The organism is Bifidobacterium adolescentis ATCC 15703, assembly GCF_000010425.1.
Lineage (GTDB): Bacteria > Actinomycetota > Actinomycetes > Actinomycetales > Bifidobacteriaceae > Bifidobacterium > Bifidobacterium adolescentis.
The window spans coordinates 210,651-232,024 of sequence record NC_008618.1 but is presented as its reverse complement, the minus strand read 5'-3'; the positions used below and the strand labels follow the sequence as shown (position 1 = coordinate 232,024).

Here is a 21,374-nt window from a genome sequence, read left to right as displayed (position 1 = left end):
AGGGGGCGCACATGCAAGCACGCCCGCACCCACAAACGGACAACGTAAAGGTATCACCCACGAAAAAAGCCGCCGGCCCGAACGGGACCAGCGGCTTTGTATTTACGCCGAATCAACGATTAGCGAGCGCCCTCGACGGTACGGGACGTACCGCCACGCGGCGCAATCGCAAGAAAATCAGACGATCTTCGGCATCGGGGTGGTCAGCGACGTGGTGAGGTTCACGTGCACCAGGCCCGCGCCGGAATGCACTTCGACCTTCTTCAGCGTGACGGTGCGCTCGGCTTCCGGAGCGCGGTCGTTGTCGGTCATGGTGGCCGGAGACTTCACCGCGACCAGAGCAAGCGAGCCGAAATCGATGCCCGCGCTGGCGCACAGACCCTCGGCGGCCTGCAACGACTCGGCGAAACCGTCCTTCAGAATCACACGGTCGGCCGGAACGCCATACGCGTTCTCGGCGACCCAACGCACGTTCTCCACCAGAGCCATGCCCTTGTGGCTGTGCGGTTCGGCCGGCATAGAACCGTTCGTCACGGCATCGACGAACGCATCGAGCTGCGGGGCGAGCGCGTCGCCACCGTCGCGGTACAGGTTGCCGATGATCGGGTCGCGGAATTCCAGCTCCTTGGCCGTGGCCTTGAGCGCCGGAATCTGGTCGTCCTCGCCATCCCACAGGTTGATGAGCGGGAACGTAGGAATATCAAGACCTTCGAGGCGCTGGACGTGGAACGGGTAGCGCCATGCCAGATCCGGATCGTCACGCCACGTGGAAGCGCGGGTCACGACGATGGCTGCGGACGGCCACTGCGCGTCGTATTCGCGGCAGGCTATGTCAAGCCACTTCTGCGCGCCTGCGTCGGTACCATAACCGGCTTCGACGATGACCACGTCATGCAGCGCGCACGCCATTTCCACGGAAACCAGCGTCGGAATGCCGATGGACACGTTGGCGAACGGGCCGCCGTGCACGTACACCGGAGAGCCGTTCACGGTCTCCGTCTTGGCTGGCTTCACGGCGTCGCCGAGGATGCCGGTGATACGCCACAGGTCAACGAATTCGCCGAAGGTCACGGCCTTGCCATCCTTCGTGCCGGCGACCATCTTGGCAACGCGCTCGGAGATCTCATCCATGGAACGCGACAGCACAACGATCTGCATGAGCTCGCAGGTCGGGGTGAGCACCACACGCTCAGCCACGTCGCCCTTTCCACGGTCCACTGCGATCTGGCGCAGGGAACGGGACGGCACTTCGGAGACGCGCGGTACGAGGATGGTGTCCAGCTTGCCGTCGTCAACAGCCTTCTCCGCAAAGGAGACCAACAGGTTCTGGGCGGCCTCGATGGCTCCCATTTCACCGCACAGACCCCAGTCGATCAGCTCCGGGTGGGTCAGGGAGGCCTTGCCGCCGCCCGACGCGCCACCCTTGGAACCGGCTGCGGTGATGCCCATGCTCGGCTGGCGCAGCACGGCTGCCGCGTCGATGCCACGCTCACGAAGCGCATCGATCAACGCAATCGTGGTGGTGGTCTTGCCCTCACCGCGGGACGCCTTCAACGGGGTGTCGGCGGTGACGAGGACGACCTTGCCATGCTTGCGCGGCGCATCCGGATTGCTCTTCAGATAATCGAGATAGCCGAACGCATCAATCTTCTGCACCAGACCGTATTGGCTGATGAAATCCTCAATGCTGGTCACTGGAGTCCTTTCTTGAAGCCTTCCGCCAGGCGGCGTCGAGCGCCGAACATGGCCGGAACAACACAGATAAGCAACATTCTAGTGAACGAGCGTCAGCAATAGAAAACGGCTCCCATACAGCGGACGCCGTCCGGCCGTCATACGGAACGGACGGTGGCGAGCGCAGTGCGGGAGCCGTTGATCTTGGCGGTATTTCCGGCGTTATGCAACGATATGCAATCGCGGAAAAATACCGGCCATCCCATCAGGGAACGATCAGAAGTCGGACATGTGGAAGCCGTTCTTCATATTCATGCTGGTGGTGTAGAGCACGGAGTCGAGCAGCTTGTCGGTTTCCGCCTTAAGCTGCGCGGCCATGGTCTCGTTGGCGGTGGCGAGCACTTCGCGCGCCTCGCCGTTGCGGACGGCTTCGATGATTTCGTCCGGTTCCATCGGCTGCACGTCGCCAGTCTCGTCGTCCGCGTCGAATTCGTCGATGACGTCTTCCACCAGACGGTCGATCTGCCCGTCGGTGGCGGCTACCATGCGGTGGCCCATGCCGCCGGTCTTCTCCTGGTAGCGTTCCACCGCGTTGGCGGTGTCGGCGAAGCTGGCGTCGCACAGGGCCGCGATGATGCGGTTCTCCCAGTAGAAGTTCTCGGAGGTGACGCGCGTGGTGGTGTCCTCAAGGTACTTCGGCGTGGAGTCGACGTTCGGGAAGAACGGCACGAGCGTGTTAAACGGGTTGGAGCCGTAGGCGATCCACTGCACGGCACGGTTGACCTGCGGGCGGTACGGGCGGATCTGCATGACGGACAGCTGGCTCTGACGGTTGATGCCGATCGGACGGAACATGTGGCGCGAATGCTGGTCGCCGAGCTTGCCGTACGGATCGTACGGGGTGCCCTGATAGTGGGAGCTCAACACGTACTTCACGTCTTCGATGGTGATCTTGCGATCGGGCTGGCGAGCCCACGGAATGTCGTCCGAAGTCGGCTGGTGGTCGGCGTCCCGACCGTCCCACTGCTCGTCGTACGGGTTGAGGAAGCGCTGCATGTACCAAGCGCGCGGGGTGTTGTAAACATGGTCGGAATCAGAGTGGGAGCCGAACGCGTCACGCGGATTGAACGGGGTGACGTTCTCCACGGCCAGGTCGAGGTGGTTGCGTTCGATGAATTCACCGAGGTCCGCGGAGCACATATGCTCCTCCTGGTCGCCGAGGGCATCGTCAAGGTCGAATTCGTCGATGCCGAGCTGGTTCGGCATGGTCACGTATGCTTCGTCCGGCACGCGCTTGGCAATCCAGTGGTGGCCGCCGACGGTTTCAAGCCACCAGATCTCATCCACATCGGAGAAGGCGACACCGTTCATCTCGTAGGTGCCGTACTGTTCGAGCAGCGCGCCGAGACGGGTTACACCTTCGCGGGCGGTCTTGACATACGGCAGCACGAGGGTAAGGAAGTCCTCTTCGCCGATACCGCCGGGCACTTCCGGCTCGTAGCCGTCTTCGCCTTTCTTGCCTTTGGCTGGGGTGAGTTCCACGAACGGGTCGGCGCCGAGCACGCGCTCGTTGGTGGTGAGGGTTTCGGTGGCGCTCATGGCCACATTCGCCTCATTGACGCCGGCTTCGCCCCAAATGCCTTCCTTCAGATCCGCGTTCGGCACGGCCGTGTACTGCAACGGCTCGTCCGGCAGATCCACTTCCACATGGGACAGCACGCTCTTATAGTGGCGCGGCTGCTCGTCCGGCTTGACGACGATGAAGCGCTTCGGGCAGAATTCGCCGTTCGCGCTGTCCTCATTGCGGGCGATGATGGTCGATCCGTCATAGCTTGCGTCCTTGCCGACCAGAATCGTGGTGCATGCCATATATGTAGGTTCCTTTCGTTTGTTTTGTTTACGTTTGCGGTATTCTTTGGTATTATCTTGCGATTACGCGGTTTGCGCCTTGCCGGCTGTTCTCGCCGGTTTCGCCGGTCACGCCTTGCCGGTCAGGAAGATAGCGCCTTGGTCCGCGATCGCACCGGAATTACGCAACGCGCGTTCCATCTCGTTGAGCCAGAAGCCTTGATTGAGACCATTGAGAGGCGCGGTGGTGCCCCATACGTGCAGGTAGTATTCGTGATCCCGATCAGGCGGATACGGACCGTTGTAACGCATGGTGACGGCGGGATCGTCGCTACGGCCTTTCAACAACGGCGATGCGGCGGACGTGCGTCCCTGCACCGTCTCGGGAATCATCGCGGAAACCGTGCGGGAAAAATCGGCCGGAATCGCCAATGCATGTGAATCGTTGAAATCGTACATCAGCGCGTCCACGGGCAGATTGGCGAGCGACCAATGGTTCCACTGGAAACCGCACACCGGAATGGAATCGGGATCGACGAATTCCCAATGCAGAAACTGCACGGACGGGTCGAGCTCGTCGATATAGAAGGGGAAGGAAACAATCGGAGTGCCGTCGATGCAGTTCTCAGGCGGCGCCGCCTTGGCGAACGCGTCGGGAATGACGGTGAAATCTGCGGAAATCTTCATGCTTCCAGTATCGCGCATGCGCGTGACGCGACGCGGCCGTATGACGCGTCTACGCCGGTGGCGCAATCGACGCAATCGCAGCAATCGACACAACCCGCAACCGAAACGACCCCGTCCGCGCGGCGATCGCACGAAACGGGGTCATTCCGGGAAACAGGGCCCATCAGAACCGAATCGCTCTCATAGGCACATTTGCAGTGGCGGAACCCTGCGGCCGCGATGACGCAGCCGCAAAGTCCGGAATAGCCGAGTGAAGGAAAGAAGGGAAATCACTCGGCCGGCTTGTAGAAGTCGCCATTGAGGGCTGCGGCCGCCTTGGCCTTGGCCTCTTCGAAGGTGACTTCGGCGAGGGAGGCGCGCACATCGTCCAGCGCCACCGGGGTCATGGACAGCGAGTTGACGCCGAGACCGGCCAGCACGACCGCCAGATCCGGATCGGCCGCGGCCTCGCCGCACACGCCCACCGGCATGCCCTTGGCGTTGCCCGCGTCGCAGATCATCTTGATGGCGCGCAGCACCGCCGGATGCCATGCGGTCTGATAGTTGGCCACGGAGCCGAGGGTACGGTCGGCGGCAAGGGTGTACTGGGTCAGGTCGTTAGTGCCGATGGACACGAAGTCGGCCACGTCAGCCACCTTGTCGGCCATCAGGGCGATCGACGGCACTTCGGCCATCGCGCCCACGAACTTCAGACCGAAGCTCTTGCCGAGCTTGACGAAGTAGTCGGCCTCATGCTGGTCGGCGACCATCGGGGCCATGACCCACAGGTTCGCGTCGGTTGCGGCGTCGGCGGCGGCGAGCGCCTTGAGCTGGCCTTCGAGCACGTCCATGTGGGCGCGCAGGGTACGCAGGCCACGCAGGCCGAGGGCCGGGTTCGGCTCGTCTTCCGGAGTCAGGAACGGCAGCGGCTTGTCGGCGCCGGCGTCGAGCATGCGGATCACGACCTTCTTGCCCGGGAACTGGCTGAGCAGCTCGGTGTAGGCCTTGGTCTGCTCTTCGACGCTCGGCGGCTCGGAGTTGCCGATGAACAGGAATTCGGTACGGAACAGGCCAACGCCTTCGGCGCCGTATTCCAGCGCCTTCGCGGCATCGGACGGCTTGCCGACGTTGGCGAGCAGCGGAATCAGATGGCCGTCCTTGGTGGCGCCCGGCTTGCCACGCAGTTCCTTGGCTGCGGCGGCACGGGACTTGGCGGCTTCGGCGGCGGCAATCTCGTCTTCGCTCGGGTTCACCACGATCTCACCCTTGGCTGCGTTGACGATGACGTTGGTGCCGTTCTCAAGTTCGGCGGCTTCGGCGGCGGAGACGACCGCGACGATGCCACGGGCGCGCGCCAGAATGGCGGTGTGGGAGGTCGGACCGCCCTGGGAAGTGACGATGGCCAGGGTCTTGCTCATGTCGAGCGCGGCGGTGTCGGCCGGGGACAGGTCTTCGGCGACGAGCACGAACGGGGTTTCGCTGACCGGCAGTCCCGGAGCGGGAGCGCCCATGAGGTCGGCGATCACGCGCTGGCCGACGTCATGCAGGTCGGCTGCACGCTCGGCCTGGTAGCCGCCGATGGCGCGGAACATGTCTTCGACCGCGCCGAAGCCTTCCAGCACGGCGCGCTCGGCGGTCTTGCCCTGGTTGATGAGGTCCTTGATGGACTGCGCAAGGGACGGATCGGAGGCGAACATGGCGATGGCCTGCAGGATCGGGGCGGCCTGCTTGGCGCCTTCGTCGCCGTTGGCGGCCTCTTCGGCGCGACGGTTCAGGTCGGCGTTGACGAGGGCGAGCGACTTTTCGACGCGGGCGATTTCGGTTTCCGCGGAGATGTTTTCGGCGCGCGGAGCGTCCGACGGTTCCGGCAGCGGAGCGGCCATGCGAATGACCGGGCCGACTGCGACGCCACGACCGATACCAACACCCTTAATGTTCATGAGAACTCCTTTTCCTGTTTCCTTGGAAAAAATATGGATACGCAAACGATTGCAGGATTATGCCTGCCTTGCATAGGTGAGTTACTGCAATGATCCCCACCGTCTTTGCCGGTAAATCATTTTCAGCCTGCGATTAGTATACACGAAATTCCCGCAAAACAAAACCGGTAAACGTTTTCTGTGTTTCGTAAAAACTGTGCTATGATAATCGCAAGAAATGCAGATGCCGGCAAAAGCCGCATAATGCAATCGATATGCAAAAATCGATATACATCGACGTGTAAATATCGAGACAACCCAACGTAAGCAAACCAACCACCAACCACAACAAAGGAGACCATTATGGCAACCCGCAATCTCGTCATCAACGATCCGGTCGGCATTCACGCCCGTCCGGCCGCCATGTTCGCACAGGCCGTCACCGCTTCCGGCCAGACCGTGACCATCGCCAAGGAAGGCGGCAACGCCGTTCCGGCCGGCTCCATCCTGTCCATCATGGGTCTGGGCATCAAGCAGGGCGACACCGTGGTCATCAACGTCGAAGGCGACAACGCCGAGGCCGTGGCCGACAACCTGGCCAACATCCTCGTCAACGCCGAGTGACGCACCGCATAACGCACTGACGCACTGACGTACGAACGTTTCGACCGCCCGCCATATTCGACGGGCGGTCGTTCTATTCTTAATAAGCTCTTCGCGGCTCGAACCGGTTCATCAGACCAGACCTTTGACCGAGAAGCACACAGGGGTTCAGGGCACCCTTTAGGGCATTTTGAAAAACACTTAGGGAGCCGGCAAACGCAAGCCGGACACGACGGAAAGGACAGCGCATGGCAGGCAGAACCGACAGCGGCAGCTCAATCACCAACGTCGCGGCGACGGCCGGCGTGTCCATCGCCACCGTCTCACGCGTGCTGTCCGGCAAACGCGGCAAGGACGACGATATCGCCCGCCGCGTGCGCGAAGCCGCCAAACAACTCGGCTATTCCGTCAACTACGCGGCGAGCGCGCTGCGCAGCGACGTAACGAAAACCATCGGTCTGGTCATTCCGAGCGCCACGGAACCGTTCTCCGCGCAACTGCTCGACGAGATCGAGCCGACCATCGACACCGAATCGCAACAGCTGCTGCTGGGCATCGGAGCCACGCAGGAAGCGCAGGCGGAACGCATCGAATCGCTGGTCAACCGCCATGTGGACGGGCTGATCGTGGTGCCCGCGGCCGGCGCGGACCTTGCCGGAACGTTGAACCAGTACGCGAACACGCTGCCGATCGTGCAGATCTGCGGACGGCAGACCGCGCCGCGCGTGTCCGTGGTAGGCATCGACGAAAACGCCGCGATGGAGGCGATTGTCAAACATCTGGCCGAGCAGGGCATCGCGTCCGCCGCGTATATGGCCGGTGACGAGCTGTCTTTCGAATCGGCGGAACTGTTCGCCACATTCCACACGCATATGCGCACTTACGGGCTTGTCACCAGCGAAAACTGGAACCAGTTCGGCGAACGTACCGTGCAGCGCGGTTTCGATTGCGCCATGCGGCTGTTCAACGGGCCGCTCGTACAGCCGGAAGCCGTGGTCTGCGCCGACGATGCGATCGCGTTCGGCGTGATGGTGGCGTTCGACGCGTTGGGAATCCGCGTGCCGGAGGACGTGCTGGTGGTCGGCTACCATGATTCCGCCATCGCGCGTACCACCATGCCTCGGCTGACGTCGGTGCGTGCGCCGTTTGAGCGTATTGTGTCGGAATGCTTACGATTGCTGGCTTCCGGTCCTGCCGGAGGCGCGGCGGAGACGGCTGCTGCGCCAGGCGGCAGCGTGCGCGCGCCCCGAGTCATGCTTGCCCCGCAGCTTATTGTGCGGGATTCCTCGGTGTTCCGCCGGTGAATCGCGAATCGAATCGCCGGTAATTACTGGAAATTACGAAAATCACGGAATCAGCGCGCAGAACAGCGCTTCGAACACCAAAACCGGATTGCCGTTGCCGTTGAGCCTGCGGCGCGCGGTGGCGATGTTCTCCAGCCGGCGCACGGCTCCGGCACGGTCGAGCCGTACCGACAATTCCGTGATGGCGGAACGGTTTTCGAGGTTGATGAGCCCCACCGCGTCCTCGGCGTTGTTCTGCAGCACCGCCACGTCACGGTAGATGCTGGCGACCGAATTGAGCGCACGGTCGAGCACGTCACGCGTGAGTCTGGTGGCACGTCGTTTGAGCTCGTCTTTTTTGGCGATCGCATTGTATGCGCCACGCAGTTTCGGGGGTATGCGGTCTTTGGGTCCGAGTCCGTTGATGCGGCGGAAATCGGCTTCCGCTTCGGACGCTTTGACGTTGACTTCCGCTTCGGCCTGCGCCTTCGCGTTGTCGATGAGGTTGCCGGCCAATAGCACGGCATCCGACGCGCGATGCAAGCCGAGCACGCCGACGATGAGCTCGTCGCGGTCCGTCATGACGCGTTCGTCCTTGGCATACAGGCTCGCGATGCCGATGTGCCCCTCCGACAATCGTGCCGCACGCGCCGCGATATTCGGCTCGAAACCTTGCGATTCCAAGAATTTCGCCACCGCCTGGTTGGACGGTACGGCCAAGTTGACGATGCGCGTGCGCGAGCGGATGGTCGGCAGCACGTCTTGGGCGCTGGGCGCGCACAGCAGCCAGATGGTGTGCGGGCTCGGCTCTTCGATTTCCTTCAGCAGCACGTTGGTGGTGCGTTCCATCATGCGGTCGACGTCTTCGATGATGATGATGCGCCACGGCGCGGTGCCGGGCATCTGCTCGGATGTGGTGATGATGTCACGCACCTCGCCGATGCCGATGGTCACTTTGTTGGTGGCCAGCACGCTCACGTCGGGGTGGGTGCCGGCAAGCACCTGCTCGGTGGTTTTGGTCGGCTCATCGTTCAGGCCATGATCGGGGCTTTCGAGCGCGGCGGCGAACGCGCGGGCAACGTTGGAACGGCCCGATCCGGGAGGGCCGCAAATCAGCCACGACTGCGCGATGGCCTTCGGGTCGCCGCTGGCGATGGCCTTCAGCTGTTCGACCACCTGCGCTTGGCCTACTATGGAGTTCCACACGCTCATGCGATACCCCCGTCAGCGGTGCTCACGGTGTCGAAATCGGCTTTGATACGCGCCCACACGTCTTCGATGGACTGGCTTGCGTCAATGACGTGGAACCGTTCCGGCTCACGTTCAGCCAAGTCGAGGAACGCGACGCGTGTGCGACGCTGGAAGTCGTTGCCGGCCGCCTCCATGCGGTCTTCGGCATGCTGCAGCCGCGCATGCGATTGCGCCGGATCCATATCCAGCAGATACGTGCGTTCCGGCAGCAGACCGTTCGTGGCCCACATGCTCAGGTTTCGGATTTCCGCGGCCGTCAGCTCGCGGCCGCCCGCCTGGTACGCCAAAGAGGAATCGAGATACCGGTCGGTGATGACCACCGCGCCGCGTTGCAGAGCGGGCAGAATCACTTCCGCGACGTGCTGCGCGCGGTCGGCGGCGAACAACAGCGCCTCCGTACGCGGGGCGATGTCGGCACAATCGTTCTCATCCCCCGTATCCACGCCGTGCAACAGCATTTTGCGAATCGCCACGCCCAATGCGGTGCCGCCCGGCTCGCGCGTGACCACGCATTCGCGGCCCTGAGATTCAACATATGCGCGCAACCGTTCGACCTGCGTGGTCTTGCCCACGCCGTCAACGCCTTCAAACGAGATAAAAGTGCCCTGCATGCCTTTCACTGTACCGTGCGCCCCTGCCGTGCCCGGCCATTCGGCCCACGGCTTGGTGTCGCACGATGCCGATTGTCTTGCGGAACATCAGATCGTGCGACGTTTCGCGCGCCGCATAACGTCAGCGTGCGGGAACGACTTCAGGACGCGCGTAGCCTTCGTTGGCGGTCAGCCAGTCGACGTCAGCCTTCACGGTGGACGCGGTGGAGCCGATCTCCTTCGCTATACGCGTATTCGCCCAACCCTTGTCGGCCAGTTCACGCACCTTGGCACGGCGGTCGGCACGCGCCTGTTCGGTCGCGCTCACCTTCTTCGCGGATTTCGCTCCTTTGGCAGCGCCCTTCTTGGCTCCCTTCGCAGCCGTCTTGCGGCCACGACGCTTCGACGGCCCCTGCGCGCGCTTCTCCGCCAGCAGGCGGAACGCCTCGGCCGGTTCGATCGATTCGGGCGCATACTGCTTCGGCAGTGTACGGTTTGTCTCGCCGTCGGTGATGTACGCGCCGTAGAAGCCGTCCTTGATGGTCACGTGCTTCTGGGTTTCCGGATCGGTGCCCAAGTCGCGCAGCGGCGGCTTGGCCGCGCCACGTCCACGACCGCGTCCGTACTTCGGCTGCGCGAACAGTTCCTTGGCCTTCTCCAAGTCGACGGTGAAGATCTCGTCTTCGGAAGCCAGCGAACGCGTGTCGGACTTGCCGTCGGCACCGGTCTTGGTCAGGTACGGGCCGTAACGGCCATTGTTGGCCATGACCGTAACCGTTTGCATTTCGCCGGTTTCGGCGTTCGCCTCATCGTAGGAGCCGACTTCGCGCGGCAGGCTCAGCAGTTTCAGCGCGTCTTCCAACGTCAGCGATTCGGGACTCATCGTCTTGAACAGCGACGCCATCTTCGGACGGTCGGAAGCCGCCTTCTTACCGCCGGAACGCTTCGTCTTGCCCGCCTTGCCTGCGGCGGACTCGGCAGCGGTATCGCCGGCATCTTCCGCGCTCGGCATGACCAACGCCACGTACGGGCCGAACCGGCCATTGCGTACCTCGACGGTGCCGCCGGACACCGGGTCCTTGCCCAGTTCACGCGGCCCACCGGAATGGTTTTCAATCAGATCGTGGCCGACCTCGACGGTCAGCTCATCCGGAGCGAGCGTATCCGGCAGCGAGGCGCGCTTCGGATTGCCTTCCGCATCCAGATGCTTCATGTCCTCAAGATACGGGCCATAACGGCCGACGCGCACGTGCAGGCCATCGCCGATATCGATGGTGTTGATCTCACGCGCATCAATCTCGCCAAGCTGCGCCACCTGCTGCTGCAGGCCCTCATGCGCCTCGTCGGCGGACTGGGCCGCACCATCGCCGGAACCGAAGTAGAAGCGGGTCAGCCACGCCTTGCCGGTCTCATGGCCACCAGCAATCTGGTCGAGGCCGGTTTCCATATCGGCGGTGAACTCGTAATCCACATACTTCGGGAACTTCGTTTCAAGCAGTTTGGTGACGGAGAACGCCAGCCAGGACGGAATCAGCGCACGGCCACGCTCGTACACGTACCCGCGGTCGATGATCGTGGAGATGATGCTCGCATACGTGGACGGACGGCCGATTTCCTTCTGTTCTAACGTTTTGACGAGCGACGCTTCGGTGTAGCGCGCCGGCGGCTGGGTCTCGTGGCCGTCCGCGGCAACGTCCACGGCGGCAAGCTCGTCGCCCGGCTGCATCGGCGGCAGGGAAACGTTGTCATCGGTTTTCTTCGAAGCCTTCGCAGACTTTTCGGCCTTATCGCCAATCTTCACGCCCGCCGCCTCGGCGCTCTTCTTCGCGTCGACAACGCTACGGCGGCCCTCGCCGGTGGCCTTCATGAAGCCGGGGAATTCGATGACGGTGCCGGACGCCTGGAACATGGCCTCGCCGTCGGCTTCGGTCGGCGAGGACAGACGCACGGTGGCGGTGGAACCGGTCGCATCGGCCATCTGGCAGGCCAGCGTGCGCTGCCAGATCAGGGTGTACAGCTTGAGCTGGTCGGCCGGCACTTTGGTGGCGATTTCAGCCGGATCGCGGAAATGCGCGCCCGCCGGTCGGATACATTCATGGGCTTCCTGCGCGCCCGCCGTCTTCGTGGCGTACTGCTTGGGCGCATCGGACAAGTACTTTTCGCCGAAGTGCCGCGACACCGCTTCACGGGCGGCCGCGATCGCCTCCTGCGACAGCGTCACCGAATCGGTACGCATATACGTGATGAAACCGTTTTCGTACAGCCCCTGCGCGGCACGCATGGTCTGGCGCGAGCTCATGCCAAGGCGATTGCCGGCCGTCTGCTGCAGCGTGGACGTGGTGAACGGCGGCACCGGACGGCGACGGTACGGCTTGGTTTCCATCGACGAGACGGTGAACGTCGCATATTCCAGCGATCGCGCGATCGCATTCGCGTGCGTTTCGTCCAGCTGCACGACGTTGTCTTTGACGCCGGCGGCGGTCAGCTGGCCATCATCGCCGAAATCCTTGGAACCGGCCAAACGACGGCCGCCAAGCGACACCATGCGAGAATCGAACGCAACATTGTTGCCGTCGGCGTCGGGCGCTTCCAGCGTGGCGGTGACATCCCAATAGGGGGCACGCACGAACGCCATGCGCTCACGCTCACGTTCCACGATCAGACGGGTGGCCACGGACTGCACGCGGCCCGCGGATAGGCCCGGACCGACCTTGCGCCACAGCACCGGGGACAGCTCATAGCCGTACAGACGGTCCAGAATACGACGGGTTTCCTGGGCGTCCACCATGGCGGCGTCCACATCACGCGTGTTGTTCAGCGACGCCTTGATCGCTTCCGGCGTGATCTCGTGGAACACCATGCGCTTGACGGGCACCTTCGGCTTCAGCGTCTGCACAAGATGCCATGCGATCGCCTCACCTTCGCGATCCTCATCAGTGGCGAGGTAGAGGGTGTCTGCCTTCTTCAGCGCGCTTTTCAGGTCGGCAACGGTTTTCTTCTTGTTGCCGTCCACGATGTAATACGGCTTGAACCCGTCTTCGATATCCACGCCGAACTTGCCGTATTTGGCTTTCTCGGCCGCCGGCACCTGGCTGGGCTGGGCAAGGTCGCGGATATGGCCGACCGATGCCATGACCGTGTATCCGGAGCCCAAGTATCCGCCAATCTTCTTCGCCTTGGTAGGAGACTCCACAATAACGAGCTTGCTGCCGGTAGCCATAGCCACTCCTTATTACTAGTGATTGCAACGCAATAATACTCACTGAATACGGAGAAATGGCAAACCGCCCGTGTGGCGTATGGACGGCAGCATGCCCGGAACCGGCTGTTTTCAGCGCTTCGGCGGTGCGGGCGGCGCTCCCACCAAACCCAGTTTCGTCAACGGCGAGGCGGTCAGCTGACGCATGGCGAGCGTTATGCCAAGCACCAGCGCGGAAACGGCGGCCGTCAGCAGCGCCGTGGAAACGTACGCGCCGGCATTCGTCCATTCGGCGCTCATGGCGAGTCCCGGCTGAATCTGCCAGATGATATACGCGCCGTACAGGATGCCCAATACGCCAATCGTCAGCATCACACTGCCGACGATCTGCACGCTTGCCGACGAGACGCGCGTGCCCGGCTCATCCATGCCGCTGGCGAACGTGGTGGCAAGCGCCAGCAACGCCAGTCCGCCGACGATCAGCAGCGCCATAATCACGTCGGTCGGACGATGCCATTGCGCCGCGATCACCGACAATCCGACCAGCACCGTATACGCCCAACCAATCACCGCCACCAGCGCACGCAGCACGCGCGGCACGGCGCACAGCAGCATCACGCTTGCCGCAGCGGCAAGGATGACATGCCCGGAAGACGCGGAATTATTAGGATTCGATTCCAAATTAATAAGATACGGGCGTGGCAGCAGCGGCTTCAACAGTTCGGCCGCGGCGAAACACAGGCCTCCGAATACAGCGAGCTGCGCGATCGACAGCCACCGTTTGCGCACGATCAGCACGGCAAACGCGATTGCCCCCATGATGACGCTGACGGTGATGACCACTGCGGAAATGGCGAAGACGTGCACGACCGGCGCCAGCCAACCCGGCAACGCGGCATCGAATTTCGACCAGACGATATCCTCATAGCTTTGGCCGTCCATGGTACGCACGCCAAGCCACCAGACGCCGGCGGAAGCGGCAAGCATCAGCAGACCGAACACCACGCACAGCACGATGCTGGACACGCGCGGATGGCGGGTCAGCGGATCCACCTGAGCCAAGCCTTTGTTGACATCCTGCGGAGAAAGCACCGCCTCGACTTCGCGCATATCAGGGAACGACAACGATTCCAACGGTTCCGCAGGCGTTGCTGCCGTGGGCTGCTGAAGCATGTTCACAGGCTGCTGTGGATCTCGGACAAGTGGCTTGAATTCGTTGGTCATAGTCACCGAGAATACGGCATCGCCCCTACTGTGGGGAACGAATCGGAGAAGATATAGAAAAACCTCCACGCACCCGGAAGAGGCCACTTACCCTTGCTGCATTCCTGCCCTGGGGGAGTTGGGTGACATACCGCCACGCGGAGGCTCTTGCCATATTACACCATGCCCGGACCTCGCCGCACCGACTAGACGCACGGGTACACTTGAGAAGGAATCGCACGCCGCCCCTGTGCGTTTGCGTGGCTGCGATAAGCATCGATAACGTTTGGAAGGTTGTTTTGTTATGACTGATGCGGTGGAGTATCCCGATCTGGTGGTCGTGGGCGCGGGCCTGTTCGGCCTGACCGTGGCCCAGCAGGCCGTCGAGCACCTGGGCGTGAGGGTCGAGATCATCGACGTGCGCGACCATATCGGCGGCAACGCGTACAGCTACATGGACGAGGAGACCGGCGCGGAGATCCACAAGTACGGCGCGCACCTGTTCCACACGTCCAACAAGAGGGTCTGGGACTATGTGAACCGTTTCACAAGCTTCACGGACTACGTGCACCGCGTGTACGCCACGCACGACGGCGAGGTGTATCCCCTGCCGATCAACCTCGGGACCATCAACCAGTTCTTCCACGCGCACTACACGCCGGCCGAGGCGAAGGCCCTGGTCGACGAGCAGGCCGGCGAATTGGCGGGCACGGACCCGAAGAACCTCAACGACAAGGGCATTTCGCTGATCGGCCGCCCGCTGTACGAGGCGTTCATCAAGAACTACACGGGCAAGCAGTGGCAGACCGATCCGAAGGACCTGCCCGCGGGCATCATCAACCGCCTGCCGGTGCGCTTCAACTACGACAACCGGTATTTCAGGGACACGTGGGAGGGCCTGCCCACGGACGGCTACACCGCCTGGATGGAGCGCATGATCGACGATCCGCGCATCCACGTGACCCTCAGGACCGACTTCTTCGACGAGTCCCAGCCGTACAACAGGAAGGCGCTGGCCGCGGCGGGCGTGCCGGTGGTGTACACGGGTCCGGTGGACCGCTACTTCGACTACTCGCTGGGCGAGCTGAAGTGGCGTACGGTGGACTTCAGGGAGGTGCGTTACGACGAGGGCGACCATTTCGGATGCCCGGTGATGAACTTCTCCGACCCGGACGTGCCGTACACGCGCGCGATCGAGTTCAAGAACTTCAACCCGGAGCGCAGGGCTTCGCAGAACCCGGACAGGACCGTGGTGTGGGAGGAGTACAGCCGTTTCGCCGAGCGCGGGGACGAGCCGTATTATCCGATCAACACGGAGGCCGACAAGGCGTTGTACGCGAGGTACGAGGAGCTCGCGAAGGCCGAGCCGAGGACCGTGTTCGGCGGCCGTTTGGGCACGTACAAGTATTACGACATGCACAACGTGATCGACACCGCGTTGACCGCGTACGAGGAACAGGTCGAACCACTCCTCAAAAAGTGACGCGATATACATTGCGCAATATATGATTCCCGTTCACGCTGCGACGGCGCACGACCATTGGCCGCCACCGCCGCAGCGTTTCCGGGACAACAAAAATCCCTATGGCATTACCCCAGGCCATAGGGATTTTCATTATATGCTGATTCTGCCTACGAATCAGGCGAGTGGGTCGAGACCTACGAGATGGTTGCCATTGCCATCGCGGGTCTGCCGTCAGCAACGCACGCTATGCGCGCCACACATCCTTGCCGGCGGCCTTCGCGGCCGCCACATCGGCGTCAAGCTGCTCTTCGGTGCCTTCGACCTCACCCTTGATGAATTCCTCCACCAAGCGGCGGGCCTCGCCATCCTCGTGCTGCACGGCCGGAGACTTCATGAAGTAGGAGCTCGGAGCCAGAACCGGACCGGCCAGATGACGATCGAGCGCGATCTTCGCCGCACGCACGGCGTCGATCACAATACCGGCGGAATTCGGGGAATCCCACACCTCGAGCTTGTATTCGAGGTTCAGCGGCACATCGCCGAACGTGGTGCCCTCAAGACGCACGAAGGCGAACTTGCGGTCGTCAAGCCAAGCCACGTAATCGGACGGGCCGATATGCACGTTGTGCGGATCCATCTCGTGCGGCACCACGGAAGTGACAGCGCGGGTCTTGGAGATCTTCTTGGATTCCAGGCGGGAACGCTGCAGCATGTTCATGAAGTCCATGTTGCCGCCGACGTTAAGCTGGTACGTACGATCCAGACGCACGCCGCGATCCTCGAACAGACGGGCCAGCACGCGGTGCGTGATGGTGGCGCCGACCTGCGACTTGATATCGTCGCCGACAATCGGCACACCAGCGTCACGGAACTTCTGCGCCCACTCCGGATCGGAGGCGATGAACACCGGCAGGCAGTTCACGAACGCGCAGCCAGCGTCCATAGCGGCCTGAGCGTAAGCCTTGTCCGCCTTCTCGGAACCAACCGGCAGGTAGGAAACCAGCACGTCGACCTTCTTGTCACGCAGCACCTGGGCCACGTCCACCGGTTCGGCGTCCGACTCTTCGATCATCTGGCGGTAGTATTCGCCCAAGCCGTCGTTAGTCGGGCCACGCAGCACCTCCACGCCCAGATTCGGCACGTCCGCGAACTTGATGGTGTTGTTCTGAGAAGCGCCAATCGCCTCGGACAGGTCCTTGCCCACCTTCAGCGCATCGACGTCGAACGCGGTGACGAATTCGATGTCACGCACGCGGTAGCCACCGAAATTGTTGTGCATCAGGCCGGGAATCTTATCCTCGTCCTTGGTGTCCTTGTAATACTCAACGCCCTGCACCAGCGACGAGGCGCAATTGCCCACGCCGGCGATAGCCACTCGAATGCTCATCTGAAAACGACTCCTCTGTTATGCGTTTCGCAGGTATACCAATCCCCAAGCATACCCACAAACCGCATTGTAAACTGAAAAATCACTGAAAAACGGCCATATTACGGCAGTCGTCAACAGATTGTCGATTTGTAAAAAAGCTGCGCAAAAACATGTTTTTCCAGTCGGACAGCACTATCTACACCCTTGTTTTTCAGGTCGTTCGGCTACGGTGGAAACCATGGTTTCACGAACACGAAGTGTCAGCTCACGCTCAAAAAGCGCCCGCAGCGGCAGCGCAACGTCCACGACGCCACGGGTGGGCACCACCTACGGGGTCCATGGAGAAGTGCTGAGCAAGCCGCCCCAGGGGCCGAAGCACACTTCGCATCGCGCACCCAAAAAGACCAGAAAACACAAGCATCTCGTGCTCAAATGGGTGCTCGGCATCTTCGCGGCGCTCATCGCGGCAGGTATCGGCCTGTTCGCCTACATGTACATCACCACGGAAATCCCACAGCCGGAAAAGTTCGCGCTGGCCGAAAAGACGACCGTGTACTACAACGACGGCACCACGCCGATCGGCAGCTATGCGGAGCAGAATCGCGAAATCATCAGCTGCGCAGACCTGCCCGACTACGTCGGCAACGCGATCGTGGCATCGGAAGACCGCTCCTTCTATACCAATAAGGGCATCGATCCAATCGGCATCGCACGCGCGTTCTACAACAACCTGACCACCGGTAGCAGGCAGGGCGGTTCCACCATCACCCAGCAGTATGCGGAACGCTATTATCTGGGCGAAACCACCTCGTACGTGGGCAAACTGCGTGAGGCGTTCCTGGCGGTCAAAATCGCCCAAGCACAGGACAAGAGCCAGGTGTTGTGCAACTACATGAACACCATCTATCTCGGCCGTGGCGCATACGGCATCCAGGCAGCGGCCAAAGCGTACTTCGGCAAGGACGCGAAGGATATGACGCTCTCCGAAGCGGCCATGCTTGCCGGCATCATTCCCGCGCCGAGCGTATGGACCCCCGACGTGAATCCCAAGCAAGCTGAAAAACGTTACAAGCGCGTGCTGAACATCATGGACGAAGACGGCTACATCACGCCGGACGAGAAGAAAGCCGCGAAATTCCCGCAAACCATCGAAATCCAACAAAACAACCAGATGTCCGGACCGAACGGATACCTGCTGACGATGGTGCAGAACGAACTCGTCAACACCAAGGCGTTCAGCAAGCAGGACCTGGAAACCGGCGGCTACAAAATCGTCACCACCATTGACAAATCGAAGCAGGACCTGATGTTCTCCACCATCAGTCCCTCCCAAAACGGCATGCAAGGCATCGTGCCCGACGGCATGCAGTTCGGCGCGCTGTCGGTGAACCCCAAGGACGGTTCCATCATCTCGCTGTACGCAGGAGACGACTACCTGACCAAGCAGCTCAACAACGTCACCCAGGCAACGTACGAAGTCGGCTCCACCATGAAGCCGTTCGCATTGCTGGCCGCCGTCAACGAAGGCGTCAGCCTCAACACGTACTTCAACGGCAACTCGTACCGGACGTTCCCGGGCATCACCGAAACGGTGAGCAACTACGGCGGCGAGAATCTGGGATACGTGAACCTGTACACGGCGACGGAACAATCCTCGAACACCGTGTACATGGATCTGCAAACCAAGCTCGGCGCGCAGAAAATCGCCGAAACCGCACGGCAGGCCGGCGTTGACGATTCGTCTTTGGATGGTTCCAACCCGTTCACCGTGCTCGGCAACAACGGCCTGACCCTCAAGGACATGACGCAGGGATACGCCACACTGGCCAACCAAGGCAACAAGCCGACGCTGCATATCGTTGCCCAAGTGCAGACGGCGAACGGCACCGACCTGTACAACGCGCCGACCTCGGCGGAGCAGACGTTCGAAGCGAACAACGCGAATCTCGTGACGAAGGCGCTTACCGGCGTGGTCCAGCGAGGCACCGCCACCGAGGCGCGTGCCACTGGGCACACCATTGCCGGCAAGTCAGGCACCGCAAACGATTCCAACGCAGCGAGCTTCATCGGCTATACGCCGTCCATGCTGACTTCTGTGGCGATGTGGTATCCGGACGCCAACGGCAATCCGCAGCAGATCCCTTCGTTCGGCCGATGGACCGGCGGCAGCGACTACCCCGTGCATCTGTTCACCGAATACATGAAGCAGGCCCTTGCCGACACTCCGAACGAAACGTTCCCCGACGCCACCGATAACGGCAAGGTCGGCGGACCGGACGGTACGTGGGGCACCGGCGCGCAGAAGACCTGGACTAGAAAGCAGCAGACCACCGTGACTCCGCGCACCGAGGAGAACACCCAACAGACCACGCCGAATCAGACCGAGGAAACGCAGAATACCGGTCAGGGCGGTGGCGACGGCGGTAATAGCGGCGGTATCCCCGCTAACGGCGACGGTAACGACACCAACGGTGGCAATGGCGGAGGAACCAGTGACGATAATTCCGGTAATAACGGCGCCAATGGCGATACATCGCAGCAATAGCAGTCGCTGACTGCGATTGCCGTCGCGGTCAGCAAATACGCAAGGGGGCTTCCCGGTTATTCCGGGAAGCCCCCTTGGTTTTGCCGCGTGCACACGCGGGCGCATGGTCGTCAACGTCGTTTGTCAGAATGCATGCACATGCTGGGCAAGACGGTCGTATTCGGCGCGCGTCAGCGAGGCGACGCCACCGTGCTTCGTATGCGCGGTGAGGAAGTAATCGTCCGCCTGCAACGGCACCCAGCCCTGATCGAGATCGCGGCTGACCATCGGACGGTATCCGATCGACGGAATCACGTCCACGAACAAGTACCATTCGTCGTCCGCGCCACCGTTGTTGTGGTGGTTGGCGATTAACAGTTTGCAACAGAGTTCTGATATCTCAATTACTAGATATGGAAAGATGCCGCTGCGAAGAACTCCTGCGGCATCTTTTCATCGTGTTTAAGCACGATATTACTTCAAGTGCATACGCAAATTACAACCTTTTCACTTACGATGGGCTTCCACTAAACGACGGTACTCATCAACTGCTGCAGTACGAATACGATCAAACGAAAGATGATCATTTGCTCGTAGATCCCACAATCCCATTTGAGCAAGATACTGTTCGGCAGGTTTGTCCTCATCTCGATAAACCCAATACATCATATCGAACAAAGACCACCAAGTATAGCCAATAAGATTCATACCCTCTGCACGCAATTCATCCACAGCCGCTACCGATTCATGCAACCAACGGATTCTTTCCTCGACAGGACCAGGAGAACACGTTTCAGTCAAATATACTGGCAATTCGTATCTTTCCGAGAACAAAGTCAGTACATCTTTGAGCCCCTCGACACCATCATTTTGGAATGGCAGTGGATCATATGGCGAACCATCATGCGGATCTCCTGCCACATACTTCACTGTGGACACCTGAGGATAGTAATTAACGCCAATTACATCCGGTTTTATTGAATTATCGAGATACCACTGGAAGTCATCATCCTGAATACCATGCTTGGATAACCAACCGTAGAGAGGATGATTCGAATTCATCCGACCCATAATTGTGTCTTCCACAAGGAACCTGCGTTGTTTTAGGAAACCTACCTCATCAGAGTATGCATCCACATCACCAGCGAATCGGAATGATGCTTCAACATTCACGAATGTAGATTCTGGCGACACCTCGCTAATCGCTTGCTGAGTTAAAATCATCCCTTTAGTAATCTGCCGGAACAACTTAACAAACCCATCATCACCAACAAGATACGGTGGCCAATAGCCATATTGGCCGCAGTACATCATATTCAACAATGGCTCATTCAACGGAGTCCAAATATTGAGCCGGTTCTGATAACGCTGCGCCACTGTTGCCGCATACTCGGCAACATACTTTGGATAATCAGTATTTAAAAAACCATTATCAAGCCATAACGGTGTTCCATAATGCATAAGATCGACTATGACATCAACACCGATTTCTTCGAAACGGTCTACAACCCGGTCAAGCCAATCAAAACGGAATTTGCCAGGCGCAGGGTTTACCAAATACCAAGGTATGCCCCATCTTGTTTGATTCGCCCCAGTCTCCGATATAAGACCAATATCGTCGTACCAGCATTCATAATGCTTAGTTAGCTCATATTCATCTAAGGCACGCATACCTGGACGAGTCTGAGGAATAAAAGTATCTTCAATTCCTAATGAAAAATTGAGTTTTTCTTTATTCTCAAACCACTTTTTTACAGGCGAGACTTTTTGATTAACCATG

General features: G+C 60.6%; 15 protein-coding genes and 1 other RNA gene. 4 read left to right on the top strand and 12 right to left on the bottom strand.

Annotated elements, in window-relative coordinates; genetic code table 11:
• Positions 1 to 177 precede the first annotated feature (177 nt).
• From BAD_RS00890 to ptsP, 4 genes are all read right to left on the bottom strand, one after another.
• Positions 178 to 1,695, bottom strand: a complete 1,518-nt coding sequence (locus BAD_RS00890; protein WP_041777219.1) for a formate--tetrahydrofolate ligase — start codon at positions 1,693 to 1,695, stop codon at positions 178 to 180.
• A 255-nt stretch (positions 1,696 to 1,950) separates the two neighbouring features.
• Complete coding sequence (locus tag BAD_RS00885; protein WP_011742704.1) at positions 1,951 to 3,543, bottom strand: C69 family dipeptidase; 1,593 nt, start codon at positions 3,541 to 3,543, stop codon at positions 1,951 to 1,953.
• A gap of 108 nt (positions 3,544 to 3,651) precedes the next feature.
• Positions 3,652 to 4,209 carry a YbhB/YbcL family Raf kinase inhibitor-like protein gene (locus BAD_RS00880; protein ID WP_041777218.1) on the bottom strand — a complete coding sequence of 186 codons (558 nt, stop codon included), beginning with the start codon at positions 4,207 to 4,209 and terminating at the stop codon, positions 3,652 to 3,654.
• A 269-nt stretch (positions 4,210 to 4,478) separates the two neighbouring features.
• Entirely contained in the window at positions 4,479 to 6,128 is a 1,650-nt protein-coding gene (ptsP, locus tag BAD_RS00875) for a phosphoenolpyruvate--protein phosphotransferase (protein ID WP_041777217.1), read from the bottom strand.
• A gap of 342 nt (positions 6,129 to 6,470) precedes the next feature.
• On the opposite strand from ptsP, the gene BAD_RS00870 reads away from it, so the two are divergent.
• Both BAD_RS00870 and BAD_RS00865 read left to right on the top strand, forming a co-directional pair.
• Positions 6,471 to 6,731, top strand: a complete 261-nt coding sequence (locus tag BAD_RS00870) for an HPr family phosphocarrier protein (RefSeq protein WP_003807548.1) — start codon at positions 6,471 to 6,473, stop codon at positions 6,729 to 6,731.
• 227 nt (positions 6,732 to 6,958) lie between these two features.
• A complete protein-coding gene (locus BAD_RS00865; RefSeq protein ID WP_011742700.1) occupies positions 6,959 to 8,014 on the top strand; it encodes a LacI family DNA-binding transcriptional regulator in 1,056 nt (351 codons plus the stop codon).
• Positions 8,015 to 8,056: 42 nt separating this feature from the next.
• On the opposite strand, the gene BAD_RS00860 is transcribed toward BAD_RS00865, so the two are convergent.
• From BAD_RS00860 to ffs, 5 genes are all read right to left on the bottom strand, one after another.
• Entirely contained in the window at positions 8,057 to 9,205 is a 1,149-nt protein-coding gene (locus BAD_RS00860; protein ID WP_011742699.1) for a DNA polymerase III subunit delta', read from the bottom strand.
• On the bottom strand, positions 9,202 to 9,855 hold the full coding sequence (gene tmk, locus BAD_RS00855; RefSeq protein WP_003807542.1) for a dTMP kinase: 654 nt from the start codon (positions 9,853 to 9,855) through the stop codon (positions 9,202 to 9,204). The genes BAD_RS00860 and tmk overlap by 4 nt, the downstream gene beginning before the upstream one ends.
• Positions 9,856 to 9,976: 121 nt before the next feature.
• Positions 9,977 to 13,054, bottom strand: a complete 3,078-nt coding sequence (gene topA / locus BAD_RS00850; protein ID WP_041777216.1) for a type I DNA topoisomerase — start codon at positions 13,052 to 13,054, stop codon at positions 9,977 to 9,979.
• 111 nt (positions 13,055 to 13,165) lie between these two features.
• Entirely contained in the window at positions 13,166 to 14,257 is a 1,092-nt protein-coding gene (locus tag BAD_RS00845; RefSeq protein ID WP_011742697.1) for a phosphatase PAP2 family protein, read from the bottom strand.
• 53 nt (positions 14,258 to 14,310) lie between these two features.
• Positions 14,311 to 14,407, bottom strand: an RNA gene (ffs, locus tag BAD_RS08685) — signal recognition particle sRNA small type.
• Between the two features lie 133 nt (positions 14,408 to 14,540).
• Here ffs and glf point away from each other — a divergent pair.
• Positions 14,541 to 15,719 carry a UDP-galactopyranose mutase gene (gene glf / locus BAD_RS00840; protein WP_011742696.1) on the top strand — a complete coding sequence of 393 codons (1,179 nt, stop codon included), beginning with the start codon at positions 14,541 to 14,543 and terminating at the stop codon, positions 15,717 to 15,719.
• Positions 15,720 to 15,945: 226 nt separating this feature from the next.
• Here glf and BAD_RS00835 read toward each other — a convergent pair whose 3' ends face one another.
• Complete coding sequence (locus BAD_RS00835) at positions 15,946 to 17,088, bottom strand: inositol-3-phosphate synthase (protein WP_011742695.1); 1,143 nt, start codon at positions 17,086 to 17,088, stop codon at positions 15,946 to 15,948.
• A gap of 220 nt (positions 17,089 to 17,308) precedes the next feature.
• On the opposite strand from BAD_RS00835, the gene BAD_RS00830 reads away from it, so the two are divergent.
• Positions 17,309 to 19,615, top strand: coding sequence for a transglycosylase domain-containing protein (locus BAD_RS00830; protein WP_041777215.1), 2,307 nt, complete (start codon positions 17,309 to 17,311; stop codon positions 19,613 to 19,615).
• A gap of 123 nt (positions 19,616 to 19,738) precedes the next feature.
• Here the strand turns inward: BAD_RS00830 and BAD_RS00825 are convergent, their stop codons facing one another.
• A complete protein-coding gene (locus BAD_RS00825) occupies positions 19,739 to 19,915 on the bottom strand; it encodes a hypothetical protein (protein ID WP_231837099.1) in 177 nt (58 codons plus the stop codon).
• A 186-nt stretch (positions 19,916 to 20,101) separates the two neighbouring features.
• Positions 20,102 to 21,373, bottom strand: coding sequence for a family 1 glycosylhydrolase (locus tag BAD_RS00820; protein ID WP_011742693.1), 1,272 nt, complete (start codon positions 21,371 to 21,373; stop codon positions 20,102 to 20,104).
• Between the last annotated feature and the right edge of the window lies 1 nt (position 21,374).